Annotated in this window: 16 protein-coding genes; 5 read left to right on the top strand and 11 right to left on the bottom strand. The window is 50.2% G+C overall.

The genetic code is table 11. The features are described from left to right. Window positions 1–135: 135 nt before the first annotated feature. Window positions 136–630, top strand: coding sequence for a PH domain-containing protein (locus AACT35_RS13800; RefSeq protein ID WP_012306338.1), 495 nt, complete (start codon window positions 136–138; stop codon window positions 628–630). Here AACT35_RS13800 and AACT35_RS13795 read toward each other — a convergent pair. From AACT35_RS13795 to AACT35_RS13775, 5 genes are all read right to left on the bottom strand, one after another. Further along, window positions 627–1,907: an FAD-binding oxidoreductase gene (locus tag AACT35_RS13795; protein ID WP_099237870.1), complete on the bottom strand. Its 1,281-nt coding sequence runs from the start codon at window positions 1,905–1,907 to the stop codon at window positions 627–629. The two genes, AACT35_RS13800 and AACT35_RS13795, sit on opposite strands and share 4 nt — an antisense overlap. A 4-nt stretch (window positions 1,908–1,911) precedes the next feature. Then, the gene (locus tag AACT35_RS13790; RefSeq protein ID WP_012306340.1) at window positions 1,912–2,085 is read right to left on the bottom strand and encodes a hypothetical protein; all 174 of its coding nucleotides are present in this window, start codon (window positions 2,083–2,085) and stop codon (window positions 1,912–1,914) included. A 62-nt stretch (window positions 2,086–2,147) separates the two neighbouring features. Further along, the gene (locus tag AACT35_RS13785; RefSeq protein WP_099237868.1) at window positions 2,148–3,947 is read right to left on the bottom strand and encodes an ABC transporter ATP-binding protein; all 1,800 of its coding nucleotides are present in this window, start codon (window positions 3,945–3,947) and stop codon (window positions 2,148–2,150) included. A 26-nt stretch (window positions 3,948–3,973) separates the two neighbouring features. Continuing rightward, a complete protein-coding gene (locus AACT35_RS13780; RefSeq protein WP_099237866.1) occupies window positions 3,974–4,729 on the bottom strand; it encodes a phosphonate ABC transporter ATP-binding protein in 756 nt (251 codons plus the stop codon). Between the two features lie 9 nt (window positions 4,730–4,738). Next, the gene (locus AACT35_RS13775) at window positions 4,739–5,572 is read right to left on the bottom strand and encodes an alpha/beta hydrolase (RefSeq protein WP_158227948.1); all 834 of its coding nucleotides are present in this window, start codon (window positions 5,570–5,572) and stop codon (window positions 4,739–4,741) included. 192 nt (window positions 5,573–5,764) lie between these two features. Here AACT35_RS13775 and rlmN point away from each other — a divergent pair, with 192 nt between their 5' ends. Together rlmN and AACT35_RS13765 are read left to right on the top strand one after the other, a co-directional pair. Continuing rightward, window positions 5,765–6,805 carry a 23S rRNA (adenine(2503)-C(2))-methyltransferase RlmN gene (gene rlmN, locus AACT35_RS13770; protein ID WP_099237862.1) on the top strand — a complete coding sequence of 347 codons (1,041 nt, stop codon included), beginning with the start codon at window positions 5,765–5,767 and terminating at the stop codon, window positions 6,803–6,805. Window positions 6,806–6,839: 34 nt separating this feature from the next. Next, a complete protein-coding gene (locus AACT35_RS13765) occupies window positions 6,840–7,136 on the top strand; it encodes a TatA/E family twin arginine-targeting protein translocase (protein ID WP_099237860.1) in 297 nt (98 codons plus the stop codon). 31 nt (window positions 7,137–7,167) lie between these two features. On the opposite strand, the gene AACT35_RS13760 is transcribed toward AACT35_RS13765, so the two are convergent. The 4 genes from AACT35_RS13760 to ureE all read right to left on the bottom strand — a co-directional run bounded on the left by AACT35_RS13760 (window position 7,168) and on the right by ureE (window position 10,808). After that, window positions 7,168–7,632: a hypothetical protein gene (locus AACT35_RS13760; protein ID WP_030005952.1), complete on the bottom strand. Its 465-nt coding sequence runs from the start codon at window positions 7,630–7,632 to the stop codon at window positions 7,168–7,170. Between the two features lie 73 nt (window positions 7,633–7,705). Further along, window positions 7,706–8,869, bottom strand: coding sequence for a glycosyltransferase family 4 protein (locus AACT35_RS13755; RefSeq protein WP_030005953.1), 1,164 nt, complete (start codon window positions 8,867–8,869; stop codon window positions 7,706–7,708). Between the two features lie 23 nt (window positions 8,870–8,892). Continuing rightward, window positions 8,893–10,251, bottom strand: coding sequence for an MFS transporter (locus AACT35_RS13750; protein ID WP_099237858.1), 1,359 nt, complete (start codon window positions 10,249–10,251; stop codon window positions 8,893–8,895). A 107-nt stretch (window positions 10,252–10,358) separates the two neighbouring features. After that, on the bottom strand, window positions 10,359–10,808 hold the full coding sequence (ureE, locus tag AACT35_RS13745) for an urease accessory protein UreE (RefSeq protein ID WP_012306349.1): 450 nt from the start codon (window positions 10,806–10,808) through the stop codon (window positions 10,359–10,361). 152 nt (window positions 10,809–10,960) lie between these two features. On the opposite strand from ureE, the gene AACT35_RS13740 reads away from it, so the two are divergent. Together AACT35_RS13740 and AACT35_RS13735 are read left to right on the top strand one after the other, a co-directional pair. Continuing rightward, window positions 10,961–11,503 carry an HD domain-containing protein gene (locus AACT35_RS13740; protein ID WP_099237856.1) on the top strand — a complete coding sequence of 181 codons (543 nt, stop codon included), beginning with the start codon at window positions 10,961–10,963 and terminating at the stop codon, window positions 11,501–11,503. 540 nt (window positions 11,504–12,043) lie between these two features. Beyond that, a complete protein-coding gene (locus AACT35_RS13735) occupies window positions 12,044–12,901 on the top strand; it encodes a pentapeptide repeat-containing protein (protein WP_099237854.1) in 858 nt (285 codons plus the stop codon). On the opposite strand, the gene AACT35_RS13730 is transcribed toward AACT35_RS13735, so the two are convergent. Together AACT35_RS13730 and AACT35_RS13725 are read right to left on the bottom strand one after the other, a co-directional pair. Further along, window positions 12,902–14,392, bottom strand: a complete 1,491-nt coding sequence (locus tag AACT35_RS13730) for a GMC oxidoreductase (protein WP_099237852.1) — start codon at window positions 14,390–14,392, stop codon at window positions 12,902–12,904. Between the two features lie 73 nt (window positions 14,393–14,465). Beyond that, window positions 14,466–15,059 (bottom strand): cytochrome c oxidase subunit 3, encoded by a 594-nt coding sequence (locus AACT35_RS13725; RefSeq protein WP_099237850.1) that lies wholly within the window; start codon window positions 15,057–15,059, stop codon window positions 14,466–14,468. Between the last annotated feature and the right edge of the window lie 119 nt (window positions 15,060–15,178).

Below are 15,178 nucleotides of genomic sequence, written 5' to 3'. Positions count from 1 at the left end.
GGCCAAGATTTACGAGATAAATGTGCGGAAATGTTGAAGGGCGCCAGGCAATACTGGCCAACAGAGATAAAACTTTACCGCTGCCGTAATTCTTGGGGAACTTTGCTACCGTGAAATCAGCTTTTTGTCACGGTTATGGAAAATAGTCTGTTTTTTAAGGCTCCCTGGAGTCAAACTTTAATCACCATTACAACTCTTGTTTGCGTAGTGTTGTTGGCCATGGTGCTGCTGTTTTTGATTTTAGGACTCCAACAACAGAATCCTTATTTTTTGCTGTGGATTATTTTGCCCATCGGCATTGTGGTAATGACGGCGTTATTTATGGTGCGAGGCTATCATCTGGACGGCGATCGCCTTTATGTTGAACGCTTGGGGTGGCGCACAGAGATCGCTTTAGAAAATCTAGAAAGTGCCACCTACGATCCCACCGCCATGGATGGTTCGTTACGGCTGTTTGGTAATGGTGGTCTATTTGCCTTTACCGGAAAATTTTGGAATAAAAAGTTGGGTCACTACAATGCCTATGCCACAGCGGTTCGTTTAGCGGTCGTTTTGAAATGGCCTAACCAGACCATTGTCGTCACCCCAGAGAAGCCTGAACAGTTTGTCGCAGCAATTCTTCGTCGTTAAATGCCGCCCACAAAACGCTGGGGACTTAGGATATTTTGGGGATCGAATTGCTGTTTAATGTTGCGCATCAATGGCAGGGCGTTACCTGGATAGCCCCAGGGTTCAAATTGCTGCTTGAGGCGATAGGGGGCATCTAAAATTGTGAAAAAACCGTGGTGAGCCTGACAAAAATCCCGGATGGCTCGGAATTGCCGGAGAAATTGGTCATGGGGAAACGCAATGATACCTAGACCACTTTTGCAATGGATCCGGGCGATCGCCTGACCATTGGTTAGGGTCTCAATGTGTTGCAGCAAAGCCATACTTTGATGGGATAGAATGCCGACCTTGGCGACGACCATTTCCCCAAATAAAGCTTCCCGTAGCTGTGCCCACAGATCCAGGTGCTCCGGTTGGCTGACTAAATCCAGGTGCTGCCTGATAGCCTCTAACTCCTGCAGTTGTGCCGTAATACTCTCACGGATCGCCTCAAAACGCAGCAGCAAACCCCAGTCTTCTCCAGTTCCCCTTTGTAACCGTTGTAATAGTCGAGGTGAAAGCAGATCTGCCGCTGCTGGCGTGAGGACAGAATTTAAAATTTGGCTCTGGGCCTGGCGTATTTGCGCGGACGACCCAAGCATTAAGATCGTTTGGGACTGCTCTTGAATCGGATAGAGGCGAAACGTTAATTCGGTAATCGTCGCCAAACTGCCATGGGAACCTGTGAGGAGCTTCATCAAATCATAGCCCGCCACATTTTTAACCACTTTTCCCCCGGCTTTTGCCAAGGTGCCATCGGCCCGGATCATGGTGATCCCCAGGAGTAAATCCCGCACACCACCGTAGCGTTGACGCAAGCTGCCGGTATCTGCCGTGGCTACAATCCCCCCTAGGGTTGCTTGGTTGGGGAAACTAGGATCGAGGGGGAGATACTGTTTATGGGGCCTGAGATGGTTTTGTAGTTCAGCAAAGGTGATCCCTGCTTCCACCGTAATAGTTAGATCATTAACGGCGTGATCCACGATGCGATTTAACTGCCGGGTGCTCACCAACCAATCTACTTTCGGAGTGAGTCCACCCCAGGCGAGCTTTGTGCCGTTACCGCAGGGGATAATCGTAATTTTTTCCCGGTGGGCTGTGCGGAGGATTTCCGTTAGGGCTGCGCGGGAGTGGGGCACAAGCAGAGCTTCGGGGCTTTGACGGCTGATCCGTTCCATCTGCCGATGCCAATGGGGATGACAATATTGCCACGCTTTTAGATCGATATTCTGGGTACCGGGATCAACCACCAAAGCCATGATTTTAGTCTTCTGGAGTTAAGGCGATCGCCTCAACTTTTGCCGTATTTTCTTCAACTTCAGTGATTGCCCACCGGAGCACATCACCCCGCTTTTCGAGCTCTGCTTCAATTTCCTTGGGCAAATCTGCTGGATTTTCCTGGAGATCAATTTCTGCGGTAATGAAGTGGGTTGTCATCGGCCCGTTCCTTAGTGAAAATTCTGTGTTCATTATCATACCAAGCAAAGGAAACGCCCCGTCTAGTCTCCCAACATATGCAAACGGTAGAGGCTGGCATACAACCCATTTTGGGCGAGGAGTTGATCGTGGTTCCCTGTTTCGAGGATTTCTCCTTGCTTTAGGACAATGATTTTATCCACATCCCGGATGGTCGAGAGACGGTGAGCAATGATAATTGCCGTGCGGTCTTCGAGGAGTTGTTCTAGGGCCGACTGAATTAGCGCCTCTGTGCCCACATCAAGACTTGCCGTAGCTTCATCGAGTACCAGAATTTTCGGATCCCGGATTGCAACCCGGGCAAAGGCCAACAGTTGTTTTTGGCCCCCAGAAAGATTTGTACCCCGCTCCCGGAGGGCTGTGCGATACCCCTGGGGCAGTTCCTCAATGAGTTGATCGACGTTGGTCAGTACTGCGGCCTGCTTTACCGCCTCAAAGGGATACTCTTCCCCCAGGGTAATGTTGCGCTGGACATCTCCAGCAAAAAGAAAGCTTTCTTGGAGGATGACGCCAATGTGCCGCCGCAGATCTTCTTGGGGCAGATCACGAATATCAATGCCATCGACGAGAATCCGTCCTTCACTCGGATCATACAGGCGACAGAGTAAACGGATGATCGAGCTTTTTCCGGCCCCCGTTGGCCCCACAAGGGCGATTTTTTCACCGGGTTTGATCTTAAAATTCAGGTTTTTCAGGACATATTCCCCAGGTTTATAGCCGAAGGAAACGTTGTCAAAAATAATTTCACCGGAGGCCGAATCCGAGAGATTTAAAGAAGTCGTTAAATGCTGTTGTTTATCTTGGATCTCGATGGGCTCCGACATCAATTCTGTCACCCGTTCGATGGCCGTTAGTCCCGATTGGAACATGGTGAATTTGTCGGCAAATTGGCGCAGGGGGTTAAATAACCGCTGGGAATAGAGAATAAAGGCAGACAGCACCCCAAAGCTCAGGGCATCCTGGAAAATCAGCCAGCCTCCCAACCAAAGTACTCCGGCGATCGCCACCAGGGAAATCCACTCTAGGGTGGCAGAAACAGCCGAGTCATGGAAGATTGTTTTGTTAACGGACAGACGATAGCGGTCATTAACCGTCCGGAATAACTCGGCATTCAAGGCCTCCCGACGGAATAATTGCACGATATTAATCCCCGCAACGTTTTCCTGGAGCATCGCGTTCAGTTGGGACAGTTCTTCCCGGGCTTGGTAGTTGGCCTTGCGGTATTGCCCCTGAAAATAAATGATCAAAAAGGTGACGGGCAACAACATCAAAATGAGGAGCGTCGCTAGCTGCCATTGCAACAGAAAAATCGAAACAATAATCACGGCCAGGGAAATGACATCATTAATGATGCCGATCGCCCCGCTGGCAAAAACATCCCCCAGGGCTTCCACGTCATTGGTTAAGCGGGTGACGAGTTTGCCGACGGGCATCCGGTCAAAGAAGCGAGAAGAAAGGGATGTGACGTGATCGAATAAATCCTGGCGGATGCCTGCGGTAATTTCCTGGCCTACTTTTTGGACGAGGTACCCTTGGATCGATGTGAAGGCCAAGCGAATCACAATGGTGGCTAACAGAATCCAGATTAAACGGTTAATCCCTTCTGGAATGCTGAGATCGGCGAGGATGCCCCACACGGTTTCGCCCCGCAATAGGGAAACTGCCTGACCGACAACTAGGGGCTGAACCGCACCGGCGATCGCCAAAGGAATTAGCAAAACAATCGACACAACAAGGGTAATGAGATTTTTCTTGGCGTAGGGAAGGAGCTTCCCGGCCAGTTGCCAATCATTTTTCGGAACAGAAGAGGATGCGATCGCCATGGAAATTTTTCAAGAAATGCAGACATCTAGTATATCGATTGCTCACCATAGAGGTGGTTGATTTGGGCCTCACTGACCATTGTGGTGGGCTGATCGAACAGAATTTTGCCGCCCTTGAGACCAATTAGGCGATCGCAGTGGCTCCGGGCAAATTCTAGGGAGTGGAGGCTAACAACGAGGGTTTTTCCTTGGGTTTCACAAAGCTGCACTAGCAAATCCATCATTTCCCGACTTAGTTGAGGATCAAGGCTAGAAATCGGTTCGTCTGCGAGGATCACCGCCGGATTTTGCACCAAGACCCGCGCCAAAGCGACCCGTTGCTTTTGTCCCCCCGATAGGTCACTGGTTTTGGCAAAGAGTTTTTCGGGAATGCCCACCTGTTTCAAAACAGCTTCGGCCAAGGGACGCTCCTGGGGAAAGATCAGGGAAAACATTGCTTGAAGGAACGACCAACGCCCCAGATGACCCGCGTTGACATTGTGAATGACGGCCAGACTTTCGACCAAATGAAGTTGTTGGTAAATGGTACCAAGCTGCCGTTGGATACGCCGCCGTCCCTTTGGGGAGAGGGTTGCGATCGCTTCCCCCCAGATGAGCAATTCCCCCTGGGTTGGTTGTTGTTGACCATTGAGGAGACTAAGGAGCGTACTTTTACCTGCGCCACTGGCCCCAATCAGACCCACCTTCTCGCCGGGATAAATTTCAAAGTTGAGTTCCGTCAGGGCCGCAACACCCCGGAAGTGACAAGAGAGCGATCGCCCCACAAAAATTGGTTCTGTCATCTGTTTTAATTACCCGTGGCAGAGGGCACGCTTGGTTTCGAGCCAGGTAATCCCCTGCTGGATCGTGGCCATTCCCACGGCGGCGAGGTTATGGTGGTCGGCCCCAGGCACAGCTTGAAATTGCTTGGGTTCATTGGCGATCGCCCACAGTTGCGCCCCCATGGTACTGGGGACTGTTTCATCCAATTCCCCGTGGCAAAAGAAAATCGGTAGCTGGAGTTGGGTGATTTTAGCTGCTGAATTAAACCGCTGGTGTAAAAGGAAAGAGACGGGAAAAATCCGATAGAGGGGTTTGGTGGTAGACATGGCGAACATCGAGGTAAAGGTGCCCTCCAGAAATAAGCCACCCACCGGGTACCGCTGGGCCAATTCAATGGCGATCGCCCCGCCGAGGGAATGACCATGGATCGTCAACTGCTGGGCTGGGATCCCCTTCGTTTCGGTGAGAAATCTATAGGCCGCCGCTGCATCTTCGTACACCTGGGATTCTTGGGGGAAGCCGGGACTGCTCTGGCCATAGCCCCGATAGTTAAAGGCCAAGATTGAATAGCCCGCTTGGTACCAGAGGGCGATCGCCTGGAAATTGTAAGCCGTTAACCCGCCATTCCCATGGAGAAATAGTAGCGTTTTGTCTCCCTTGTTCTGGGGTAGCCACCAGCCCGTTAATTGTTGCGTTGAAGTGACGGGGATCGTGATCGTTTCGTAGGGTAGAGCAAAATCCGATGGCACTGGATGCAAGGGTTGGGCTTGGGGTTCAAAAATAATCCGCCGCTGCCCAAAAAAGAGATAACCACAGCCCCCCAGATAGAGTAATACCAGTCCAATTAATAGCCAGCCAACCATTATTCTCCTTGCCATACGCCACCTTTAAATCATAGGCAGATTCCCTGGGGGAGCCAAGGATTTAAGGACAGTTTTTCAATTGTCTGGGCACCTTACCAGGAACCAACGGCCCCTATGCCACAATGGAAAAGGATTTTTTTAACTTTATCCCTTAACCCAATCACAGGCGATCGCCCCTTTCCCTCGTAACCCATGCCCCAAGACGTACTCCTCGGCAAAAGTCTCCCGGAACTGACCCACTGGATCGAAACCACTGGTCAACCCGCCTACCGTGGCAAACAGCTCTACAATTGGCTCTACCAAAAAGGGATCCATGACCTGAGTGAAATCACCGTCTTTCCGAAGGTTTGGCGCGAGCAAATGGGCACCTATCCCGTGGGGCGATCGCAGATCCACCACCAACGCACCGCCCTCGATGGCACCCGCAAATATCTCCTCCAACTCCACGATGGCTTAATTATTGAAACGGTCGGTATCCCCACCGAAAAACGCCTCACCGTCTGTGTTTCTTCCCAGGTGGGCTGTGCCATGGCCTGTGATTTTTGCGCCACTGGTAAAAGTGGTTTTACCCGGCATCTCCAGGCCCATGAAATCGTTGATCAAGTGCTCACTGTCCAAGAAGATTTCCAGCAACGGGTCAGCCATGTGGTGTTTATGGGGATGGGGGAACCCCTCGCCAACCTCGAACAGGTGCTTAAATCGATCCAAAGCCTGAACCAAGACATCGGCATTGGCCAGCGATCGCTGACAGTTTCTACCGTGGGGGTACCCGATCAGATCCGCACCCTGGCCCAGCAGAATCTGCAAATCACCCTAGCAGTAAGCCTCCACGCCCCGAACCAAGCCCTCCGGGAATCGATTATTCCCACCGCTGTCCACTATCCCATTGAGGATCTGTTGGACGAATGCCGCGAGTACGTCGCCATCACCCGTCGCCGCCTCAGTTTTGAATACATTTTGCTGGCGGGGGTGAATGATCTGCCCGACCATGCCGCTGAATTAGCCAAAAAACTGAAGGGGTTCCAAAGCCATGTGAATTTAATTCCTTACAATCCCATTACCGAAGTGCCTTTCCAGCGTCCGGGGAAAAAACGGATCAATGTTTTTAAGCAAATCCTCCAGGATCACAAGATCGCGGTGAGCGTGCGTTATTCTAAGGGCTTGGAGGCGGATGCGGCCTGCGGTCAACTGCGATCAAACCTCCGACGATCTGCCCCGGCAACGGTAAAATAAAACAGCAAAAATCCACCCTTAACCCCCAGAATCTATGAATATTTTCGGGATTGGCCTGCCAGAAATGGCCCTCATTTTTATTATTGCTCTGTTAATCTTTGGCCCGAAAAAGTTGCCAGAGATTGGCCGGAGCCTTGGGAAAACAATCCGCAGTTTCCAGGATGCCTCCAACGAGTTCCAGGAAGAATTTAAGAAAGAAGCCGAAAAAATTGAAAAAACTGTTTCGATGCAGGCCCGCCTAGAGGAAGGGAACGGCGAAAAAGTCGAGGCCACGGAAGCGAAACCGGAAACCTCTGATCAAGAAACAAAAGCTGATATCCCATCTAGTTAGGGATTAACCGGGTTTGTCCTTGGTATCTTGTTCAAGCCCACTGACTGCCTGGGGTTTGACGGGGGCGATCGCCTAATAATTGTTGTTGAACGGCCTGTTGCAGATCCTGGCGGCGAATTTCAAGGCTACCCTGGGCCTCAGTGAGGATCAAGCTATCAACGGCGGCCAGCGAAAATAGCTGAAACAATAGGTGGGTGACGGGCAGTGGCACAGCAATTAGGGACGGATCGGCATTGCTGCCCTGGTGCTGTTGGGCGAGGGCGAGGCTTGAGAAGCCGTAAATAACGGTTTTGGTCTGCTGGGGATCGCTCTGTTGGGCAAGGGTCGTGATGAGCCAGTCCCCCTCTAAAGATTGACAAACATAGTATTCGAGGGATTGTAATTTTTGGGCGAAGGCTTTGAGGACTGGGGCGATCGCCTGGGCCATCACCTGGGGCATCTTGCCATCCTGGGGGGCTTGGTCAATGAGGATTTGCAGTTGTTGGTCTAAATTCATAGAACAATATCAAGGTGATCGCCAAAAAATACATTGGTCTCCCCATGATAAACCTTGGCCAACAGTAAACCTTTTAGGGAAAACTTTGCACTGGAGCCGGATGGGGGGCAGATGCCGCCGTGGGACAGAGTTCTTGGTAAGTTTGTTCGAGCTGACTAATGTTGTTCTGCAAGGTGTAACGTTCTAACACCCGCTGCCTCGCTTTGTGACCCAGGATTGTAACTAATTCTGGTTGTTCGCGGAACAAGGGTAAAAGGGTTTTCAGTTGTCCGGTGACCCCCTGGGTATCGAGGACAACCCCGGCTCCTTGGTTGAGTACTTCCCCATCGGCGCCGGCATCCGTGGCAATGCAGGCCAAACCGCAGGCCATTGCTTCGAGGAGTGATAAAGACAATCCTTCCACCAAAGAGGGCAACACAAACACATCCGCCGCCCGGAGGAGATCAATCCGCTGGGTTTCATCGCCGACGAACCCAAGCCAGCGGACCCCTTGATCTTCGGTGTAAAGCAATTCTAGGGAAGCCTTGAGGGGGCCATCGCCGACCATTAACAGCACACAATCTTCTCCCATATTGGCCAGTCGCCAAGCCTTGAGGAGGGCTTCTACATTTTTTTCGGGGGCAATGCGGCCTTGGTAAATGAATACCCGTTTCGCTTGGAAGGTGTGGCGGTAGGCACTGAGGGCCGGGGCATATTTTTGTTCATCGACGCCATTGGGAATGATGCGCACCGTATCCCGTGGTACTCCCAGTTTGACGAGCATTTCCTTTTGGATTTCTGAGAAGACGATCACCCGGTCATAGTTGGCTAGACAGGGGGCATAGAGCTGGTAGGTGAGGTATTGGGTACTGGATTTGAGGTTGCGTAGTTTGCTGTCAAAGGGAGGGTGAAAGGTAGCCACTAGGGGCAAATCGAGTTCGCGGCAGATGTCGGGCAGCCGAAAATCTAGGGGCGAGAGGGTCAGGGAGGCATGGACGAGGTCTGGCTGAAATTTTTGAAGCGATCGCATCAGCACTTGACTCGATTTCGGACTGGGGATCGTGTAAATTTGTGACTTGTAGAGGAAGGGTAAAAAAACCTCTGGGCAGTCCCGCCATTTCTGATCGCATTCTTCCTGCTGGGCAAAGTGGAGAAAGCTCACTTGATAGCCCCGATCGAGGAGGTGATTGGTCACTTCACGGCCATAGGTGACATTGCCACAAAAAGGAGATTTTTTACCGAGCCAAGCAACATGCATTGAGGGGGATCCTGTGGTGTGCGTTAGGATTTGATTGAAATATACCAGTTCAATACCCCACCGGCGATCGCCAATCCCGAAAGACCTAGAAGCACTGGTTGCAGGCCAAAAAAGGTTTCTGCCACCCCAGCCAGGGCCAGAGGTAAAGATAGAGCAATATTAACAGCATTATTCTGTAAACCGAAAACCTTCCCCCGGAGGATCGCCGGGGTTTCGCGCTGGATCGTCGTCTGCATCGGCACTCCCACCAGGGCCGCAAAAAAGCCAAGACAGGTAGTACTTAAGAGGGCAAAAACCAAATTGTGGATCGAAAAAGAAAGGGCAATTAAGGCGATCGCCGTGCCGATAGAACCCCAAAGGCTGAGGGTACGGTAGGGCAACTGATTCCCCCAGTGCCCCAAAAAGAAAGCACCAATCCCCAAACCAACGCCGCCTGCGGCCAACAAAAAGCCAAACTGCTCCGCCTTTAACCCCGGAATTTGAGCCGCCAGACTCACCGCCAACACCGCCAGGGCCGCAAATACAGAAAACAAAATCACCAATTGGATCAGTGCATTGCGCACCCGGTGATTTTGATTCAAATAACTGAGGCCGTCTTTAATATCCTCCCAAACATGGGGCTGTTCCCGTTGGCGATCCGTTTCCGTTTCATTGGTCTTCAGGGCCAACAAAATCAAACCGGCGATCGCATAGCCTCCCCCAACCACGAATTCTTTCCCCCAAGTCCCCGTAATCCCGAAAGATTCAACTAGCTGATCCGCCAGGCCCAACAAGGGTTCTCCCACCGCAAAGCCCACAATTAACAGGGCCATCATCGTGGTGGTGTAGAGGGAATTGGCCGCCAATAAATGTTTATTCTTCACAATGAGCGGTAAAGTCGCCTGTTCCGCCGGCGCAAAAAATTGTGTCAAGGTAGAAACAGCAAAGGTGATCCCCAATAAAAAGACAAATCCAGGGGGAAGCTCCCACCAATTGGGTTGATCTTGCACGAGCCAGAGTAAGAGGGGGATGCAAAAAACAAAGACGCCCCGCAACAAATTCGAAATAATCAGCACCCCTTTTTTAGACCAGCGATCCACATAAACCCCCGCAACGGAACCAAACAAAATCGCAGGCACCGTAAAGGCAATCATGATCGCTGAGACCCAAGCACTAATGCTCTGATCCGCCGTTTGAAAGTGACTGGCAATCAAAGCAATCATTAGCACGAGATAAATCTTGTCGGCCAGTTGTGAAAAGATTTGACCAAGCCAAAGGACAAGGAATTTCGGGTTGCGCAACACAGGCCCAAAACCATCTACACTCTGGGACGGGGCCACGCCCATCTCGGTTGGGGAAGTATCTTTAGGGGAGAGGGTCGGTAGATCCGTTTCCGTTGACATGGGTGCTCGGCAACCAAAAAGTTGATAAGGGAATCACTCTTAAGTATAAATCCTGCGATCGCCTTATGTTGGGGAGTTACCGCCCAGGATTCGCCCGGATTATACGCTTAGTGATGATGGCCATAGGCTCCATCTTCCGGAAAAAAGGGCAACATTTCCTGTTTCAGTTGCAACCCCAGTCGGGTGAGCATATCTTCGAGCACATGGTCAGGGGAAAAGCGGAGATACTGGGGATGAACCTCTAGGGGTACATGGCGGTTACCAAGGTGATAGGCCGCCCTGAGTAGCTCCAAAGGGGTCGAGGCCGTGACCGTAACCACGGGTTCAGGTTTTGCCTTAACCTGTACGAGAGTAGAACCAGTCGCGTCTTGAAAGTAGTCATCGGGATGGATATGGCTGCCACGGGATAAGTTGAAGTGAATCGCTTGGCCATTGTCTAACTCTAGGCGTTGGCGGCTCTTTTGACGTTCGGCAGCAGTGAGGAACAACTCCAGATCTACTTGGATCGGTGCCTGGGGTTGATATTTTTGGGTCAAGATTAAGTCAGCGTTAGCCATCGTCTTTAGCGATATGGAAGTACAAGAAAACCGGCAATCCTCAAGGAATAAGCATTAGTTTAGTCTAAATCGCTTCATAAAGTTCTATGGGAAAGTAACAAAAAGAATGTTACGGGAAAAGTATTCGTATAATAGTCACAAAAAGGTAATCAATGAAAATTTGGGATCAAGATAAATATCAAAAAGCATGGAATTTCGCTTCAAATGCACACAATGGTCAGAAATTACCAGGCAGTGATATTCCTTACATCAATCATCTTGGACTGGTTGCCATGGAAGCAACAGCAACGGTGGCTCATGAGAGGATTGACAATCCAAACCTTCTTGTTTTGTGTGCATTGTTGCATGATGTCATTGAAGATACTTCTACTACATTTGAGGATGTAAAACGTGATTTTGGGATTGAAATCGCCGATGGGGTTTTAGCACTGACTAAAAATACAGAGCTGCCTTCAAAATTTGAGCAAATGAAAGATAGTATCAACAGAATTCAATTGCAACCTAAGGAAGTGTGGATGGTTAAATTGTGCGATCGCATTACTAACTTACAACCACCGCCAATGCATTGGGATAAAGTCAAAATAGCTGCATACCAGAGTGAAGCACGGTTTATCTTAGAACAACTCGGTGAGGCCAGTCCGTTTCTTACACAGCGATTAATCGTCAAAATATCCGATTACGATCAATATCTATAGGAAATATGCCTCAATTATTAATTTACGAAAACTTTGAGATTTTTAGCGATTTTTAGCGATCGCCAACCGGGAAGGTTAGCCTGGAGGGGTCTCGTCGTAAACCCGATCAAACCGATGAATACTAAGACCCTTACACCAGTCGCTCAACCGACTAAAAATGTAGGATTTTTATTTGGGCGGCTGCCTCGAAAAGATATTTCCCCAAACCACCCCGTAAACGGCAAAGGAAAATGCACCCATAGCGGTTGTAGTTGCCCCTCATTCGTTGATCCACCCGGAGGTTTTGACTGCGCCCGCTGCGGCCACCCAATGTCCGAACATTGGTAGAACGTCCATCACCGACAAAATCTGAGTTCCCAAAACTGTAAAGCTGATTTTGGTCAGTCCACTACCTTCACAACACCCGATTTCTGGTGGCTGTGGAGGTTTTGGTGTCAATTCCCCTTTGTCATTTCCGAGAATCCTGAAGCCTGTATAAAGATTAGAGTGTTGCCAAATCGAGGACGCAATAATGGGATCAGTATTCGGGGAGTCTCAAAAATGCCCAAGCGATTCAAGCCATGGCAGCCAAAGGAAGAAATTAACAAGGGGTGGACAATGGGGGCGATCGCCTTGCCAGTTGTGCTCTGGATGACGGGGTGGTTATGGTGGCTCCCTGGCCAAAGACAGCAAACCAATTATCCTCATGTATCCCAAAACGAAAACGTTACCTTAGTTGACTCCCATCGCGATCGCGAAATTTTAGCCAGCGACCGCCGGGCGATCGCCGCAATTGTTGGCGGCATTTTCCTATTCTTCAGTTTCCGCAGGGCCACAAAAAAGACGGAAACCACTGGCTTCTGCGGTGCGGATCTCAATGATGTTAATTTCTGTGGTGCTGATCTCAATGGTGTTGACTTTTGCGGTGCGAGCCTAATTGATGCCAACTTTAGTGGTGCCAATCTCAGCAATGCTAATTTTAACGGGGCGAACCTCAGCCGCGCCAATCTCAACGGGGCTAACCTCAGTGGTGCGGCGCTCCAGTATGCGAATCTCAGCCGCGTGAATCTTAGATACGCCAACCTCAGCGGCGCTGACTTCAGGTATGCCAATCTCAGTGATGCTGATCTCAACTGTACCCTCCTGAGTGATGCCAACCTCAGCGAGGCGAATCTCAGTGGTGCCCTGCTCTTTTTTATCAATTCACGGGACGTGCTTAACCTTGAACCCATTCAACTCAAGGCAGAGCCCTCGCCCTTTCTTTGTAACGTTGCTCTCCCTACCTATGCCCAGCATCCAAAAATGAATCCCAACCGTGACTGCAACCGTATTCCGCGATTATTGAGCGATCGCTATGATATTTCCCTTGAAGAAGCTCAGGGGATCGTCGAAGAAGCGCGACAACATCATTGGGATTAATTATCTAAGGATTTCTAACAGGCGATCGCCGACCCGGAGGGCGTTGGCAATGACCGTCAACATCGGGCTAGTGGCACTGCTAGACGGGAAAAAGCTACTGTCCACCACGTAGAGATTTTCCAGATCATGCATTTTGCAATGGAGATCAAGGACGGAAGTGGCGGGATCTTCCCCAAAGCGACAGGTGCCGCATTGATGGGCGACGACGGAGATGGGCATCCGGGCGTAGGGATGGGTGCCTTTAAATTCCTTATCCACTGCTTTAAGAATCTGTTGCCAACGGTACAACAGGCGATCGTGGGCTTCGAGGTTATTCTCGGTGTAGTTGAGGTGAACTTTATTATTTTTGAGCCACACGCGATTTTCGGGATTCGGTAAATCCTCCGTTTGTAGCCACCAACCCAGGGAGCGGGTCGCCAACTGTTTCAGCCCAAATTTTGGTAAGAACTTCGCTGCCACGGATATTAAAGGAGGCGACTCAGAGAAAATAACATCTTGCAAAATGCCGCCGGAATCCTGCACATGACCCATGGGATAGGGAAAATCCTTGTCCCCCCAATAGAAATCATTCACGTAGAGCGATCGCTGGAATAGCCCATCCTTAAGGGTGGGTTCCTGTTCAACGATGACGGTCATCAGTTGCTTCATGAGATTGCGACCGACCAGCCCGGAACTATTGCCTAAACCGTTTTCATGTTTGGCGTTCGCTGATTTGAGGAGTAATGCCGCTGAGTTAATCGCGCCGCACGCTAAAACCACGATGTCCCCCACAAACAAAAAGGCTTGGTTTTGGATGACCGCCTGCACCCCCTTCACGAGTTTACCGGAGGGGTCGGTGTGGATGGAGGTGACCTGCGCCCCTGTTTTCAAAGTCAGGCGATCGCCGGCGCGGATAGCGGGACTAATGCCTGTATCCTCCGAGTCCGTACGCCCTTCCTGCCCGATGCCGATGGGGAGATAGTTCGGGTGCAAACCATAATCTTTAAAACGCTGATTAATTGCATCGAGTTGGGGCAACCTTTCGACCGGGGGAAAGCCATAATCCTGACTCCGAGAGGGTTCCGTGGCATCATCCCCGACTTGCCCATGTACCTGATATAACTTTTCTGCTTCGGTGTAATAGGGTTCAAAATCGGCGTACTTTAACCCCCACTCTGGGGAAATTCCATCCTTATGTTCCACCGCTTCAAAATCCTTTTCCCGGAGCCGCATCAACACCCCGCTATAGATTTTGGTGTTGCCGCCAACGCAATAACTGGTTTGGGGATGAAATGGCTCACCGTGCTGGTCGTACCACTGTTCCAGGGCGTGGTATTGCTCTTTTTTAAAAACTTCGACTTCGGTTAATTCGGAGCTTTCCTTCTCGGAAAATTGCCCCTGCTCTAGCACCAAAACTTTTTTGCCTGCATTCGCCAATTTTCGGGCGATCGTGCCACCGCCTGCCCCAGTTCCAACAACGATTACGTCATAAATTTGGTCATCAATAATCATTACTTACACACCACTATGTCTAAATTTTATGTCTCAAATTTTCGTAGGGAAAAAAGAGCGGCGATCGCTCCAATTATTGCCAGAGATAAATCAGCCCGAAAAGAATAATCCAAATCACATCCACAAAGTGCCAAAACCATGACGTTGCCTCCACGCCATACTGTCCACCAGCATAGTTATTCGGCAGAAAAGAACGTCCCAGCATCACCCCTTGTAGCAAGACCCCCGTTAGGACATGCAACCCGTGAAACCCCGTCAACAGATAGAAAATTCCGCCATAGACCCCAGACGTAAACCCAAACTCTAAACTCTGCCATTCCACCGCCTGACCATAGAGAAAATAACTCCCCATTGCCATTGTGAGCAACCAGAAAAAACGGAAGCCCCAGAGATTTTCTTTGTGCAGAAACCGTTCCGCCAGATAAATCACGCCACTGCTCGAAACCAACACCACTGTATTAATCGCCGGATCATGGATTTCTAAACCCTCAACCCCCGGCGGTAACCAATCTGTTGCCGAGAATTTGTAGACGATATAGCCCACAAAAAAGCTGATAAAAATCACACTTTCTGAGAGCAAAAAGACAATAAATCCAAACAGACGATGATCCTCTTCTCCATGTCCGTGGCTTGTTGCCGAGATCGGGGTTTCATTGATGGCAGTCATAACAATAATCGCAGTGTTAAAAAAACTGAATTTCTAGGTAGGAGGGGTGCTCGGCGGGGACGGTAAGGGCAGTTCGCGAACTGCCCCTACGAATGGTGGTGGGGCAACAACAAAAAAAT

Source organism: Synechococcus sp. BDU 130192 (genome assembly GCF_963876085.1).
Classification (GTDB): Bacteria; Cyanobacteriota; Cyanobacteriia; order Cyanobacteriales; family MRBY01; genus MRBY01.
The sequence above is the reverse complement of the archived record's forward strand: the minus strand, read 5'-3'. Positions and strand labels throughout refer to the sequence as shown.

Bases quoted from the DNA above. Each gene is read 5' to 3' on its own strand.
- AACT35_RS13800 (WP_012306338.1), top strand. From the start codon at position 136: ATGGAAAATAGTCTGTTTTTTAAGGCTCCCTGGAGTCAAACTTTAATC.
- AACT35_RS13795 (WP_099237870.1), bottom strand. From the start codon at position 1,907: ATGGCTTTGGTGGTTGATCCCGGTACCCAGAATATCGATCTAAAAGCG.
- AACT35_RS13790 (WP_012306340.1), bottom strand. From the start codon at position 2,085: ATGACAACCCACTTCATTACCGCAGAAATTGATCTCCAGGAAAATCCA.
- AACT35_RS13785 (WP_099237868.1), bottom strand. From the start codon at position 3,947: ATGGCGATCGCATCCTCTTCTGTTCCGAAAAATGATTGGCAACTGGCC.
- AACT35_RS13780 (WP_099237866.1), bottom strand. From the start codon at position 4,729: ATGACAGAACCAATTTTTGTGGGGCGATCGCTCTCTTGTCACTTCCGG.
- AACT35_RS13775 (WP_158227948.1), bottom strand. From the start codon at position 5,572: ATGGTTGGCTGGCTATTAATTGGACTGGTATTACTCTATCTGGGGGGC.
- rlmN (WP_099237862.1), top strand. From the start codon at position 5,765: ATGCCCCAAGACGTACTCCTCGGCAAAAGTCTCCCGGAACTGACCCAC.
- AACT35_RS13765 (WP_099237860.1), top strand. From the start codon at position 6,840: ATGAATATTTTCGGGATTGGCCTGCCAGAAATGGCCCTCATTTTTATT.
- AACT35_RS13760 (WP_030005952.1), bottom strand. From the start codon at position 7,632: ATGAATTTAGACCAACAACTGCAAATCCTCATTGACCAAGCCCCCCAG.
- AACT35_RS13755 (WP_030005953.1), bottom strand. From the start codon at position 8,869: ATGCATGTTGCTTGGCTCGGTAAAAAATCTCCTTTTTGTGGCAATGTC.
- AACT35_RS13750 (WP_099237858.1), bottom strand. From the start codon at position 10,251: ATGTCAACGGAAACGGATCTACCGACCCTCTCCCCTAAAGATACTTCC.
- ureE (WP_012306349.1), bottom strand. From the start codon at position 10,808: ATGGCTAACGCTGACTTAATCTTGACCCAAAAATATCAACCCCAGGCA.
- AACT35_RS13740 (WP_099237856.1), top strand. From the start codon at position 10,961: ATGAAAATTTGGGATCAAGATAAATATCAAAAAGCATGGAATTTCGCT.
- AACT35_RS13735 (WP_099237854.1), top strand. From the start codon at position 12,044: ATGCCCAAGCGATTCAAGCCATGGCAGCCAAAGGAAGAAATTAACAAG.
- AACT35_RS13730 (WP_099237852.1), bottom strand. From the start codon at position 14,392: ATGATTATTGATGACCAAATTTATGACGTAATCGTTGTTGGAACTGGG.
- AACT35_RS13725 (WP_099237850.1), bottom strand. From the start codon at position 15,059: ATGACTGCCATCAATGAAACCCCGATCTCGGCAACAAGCCACGGACAT.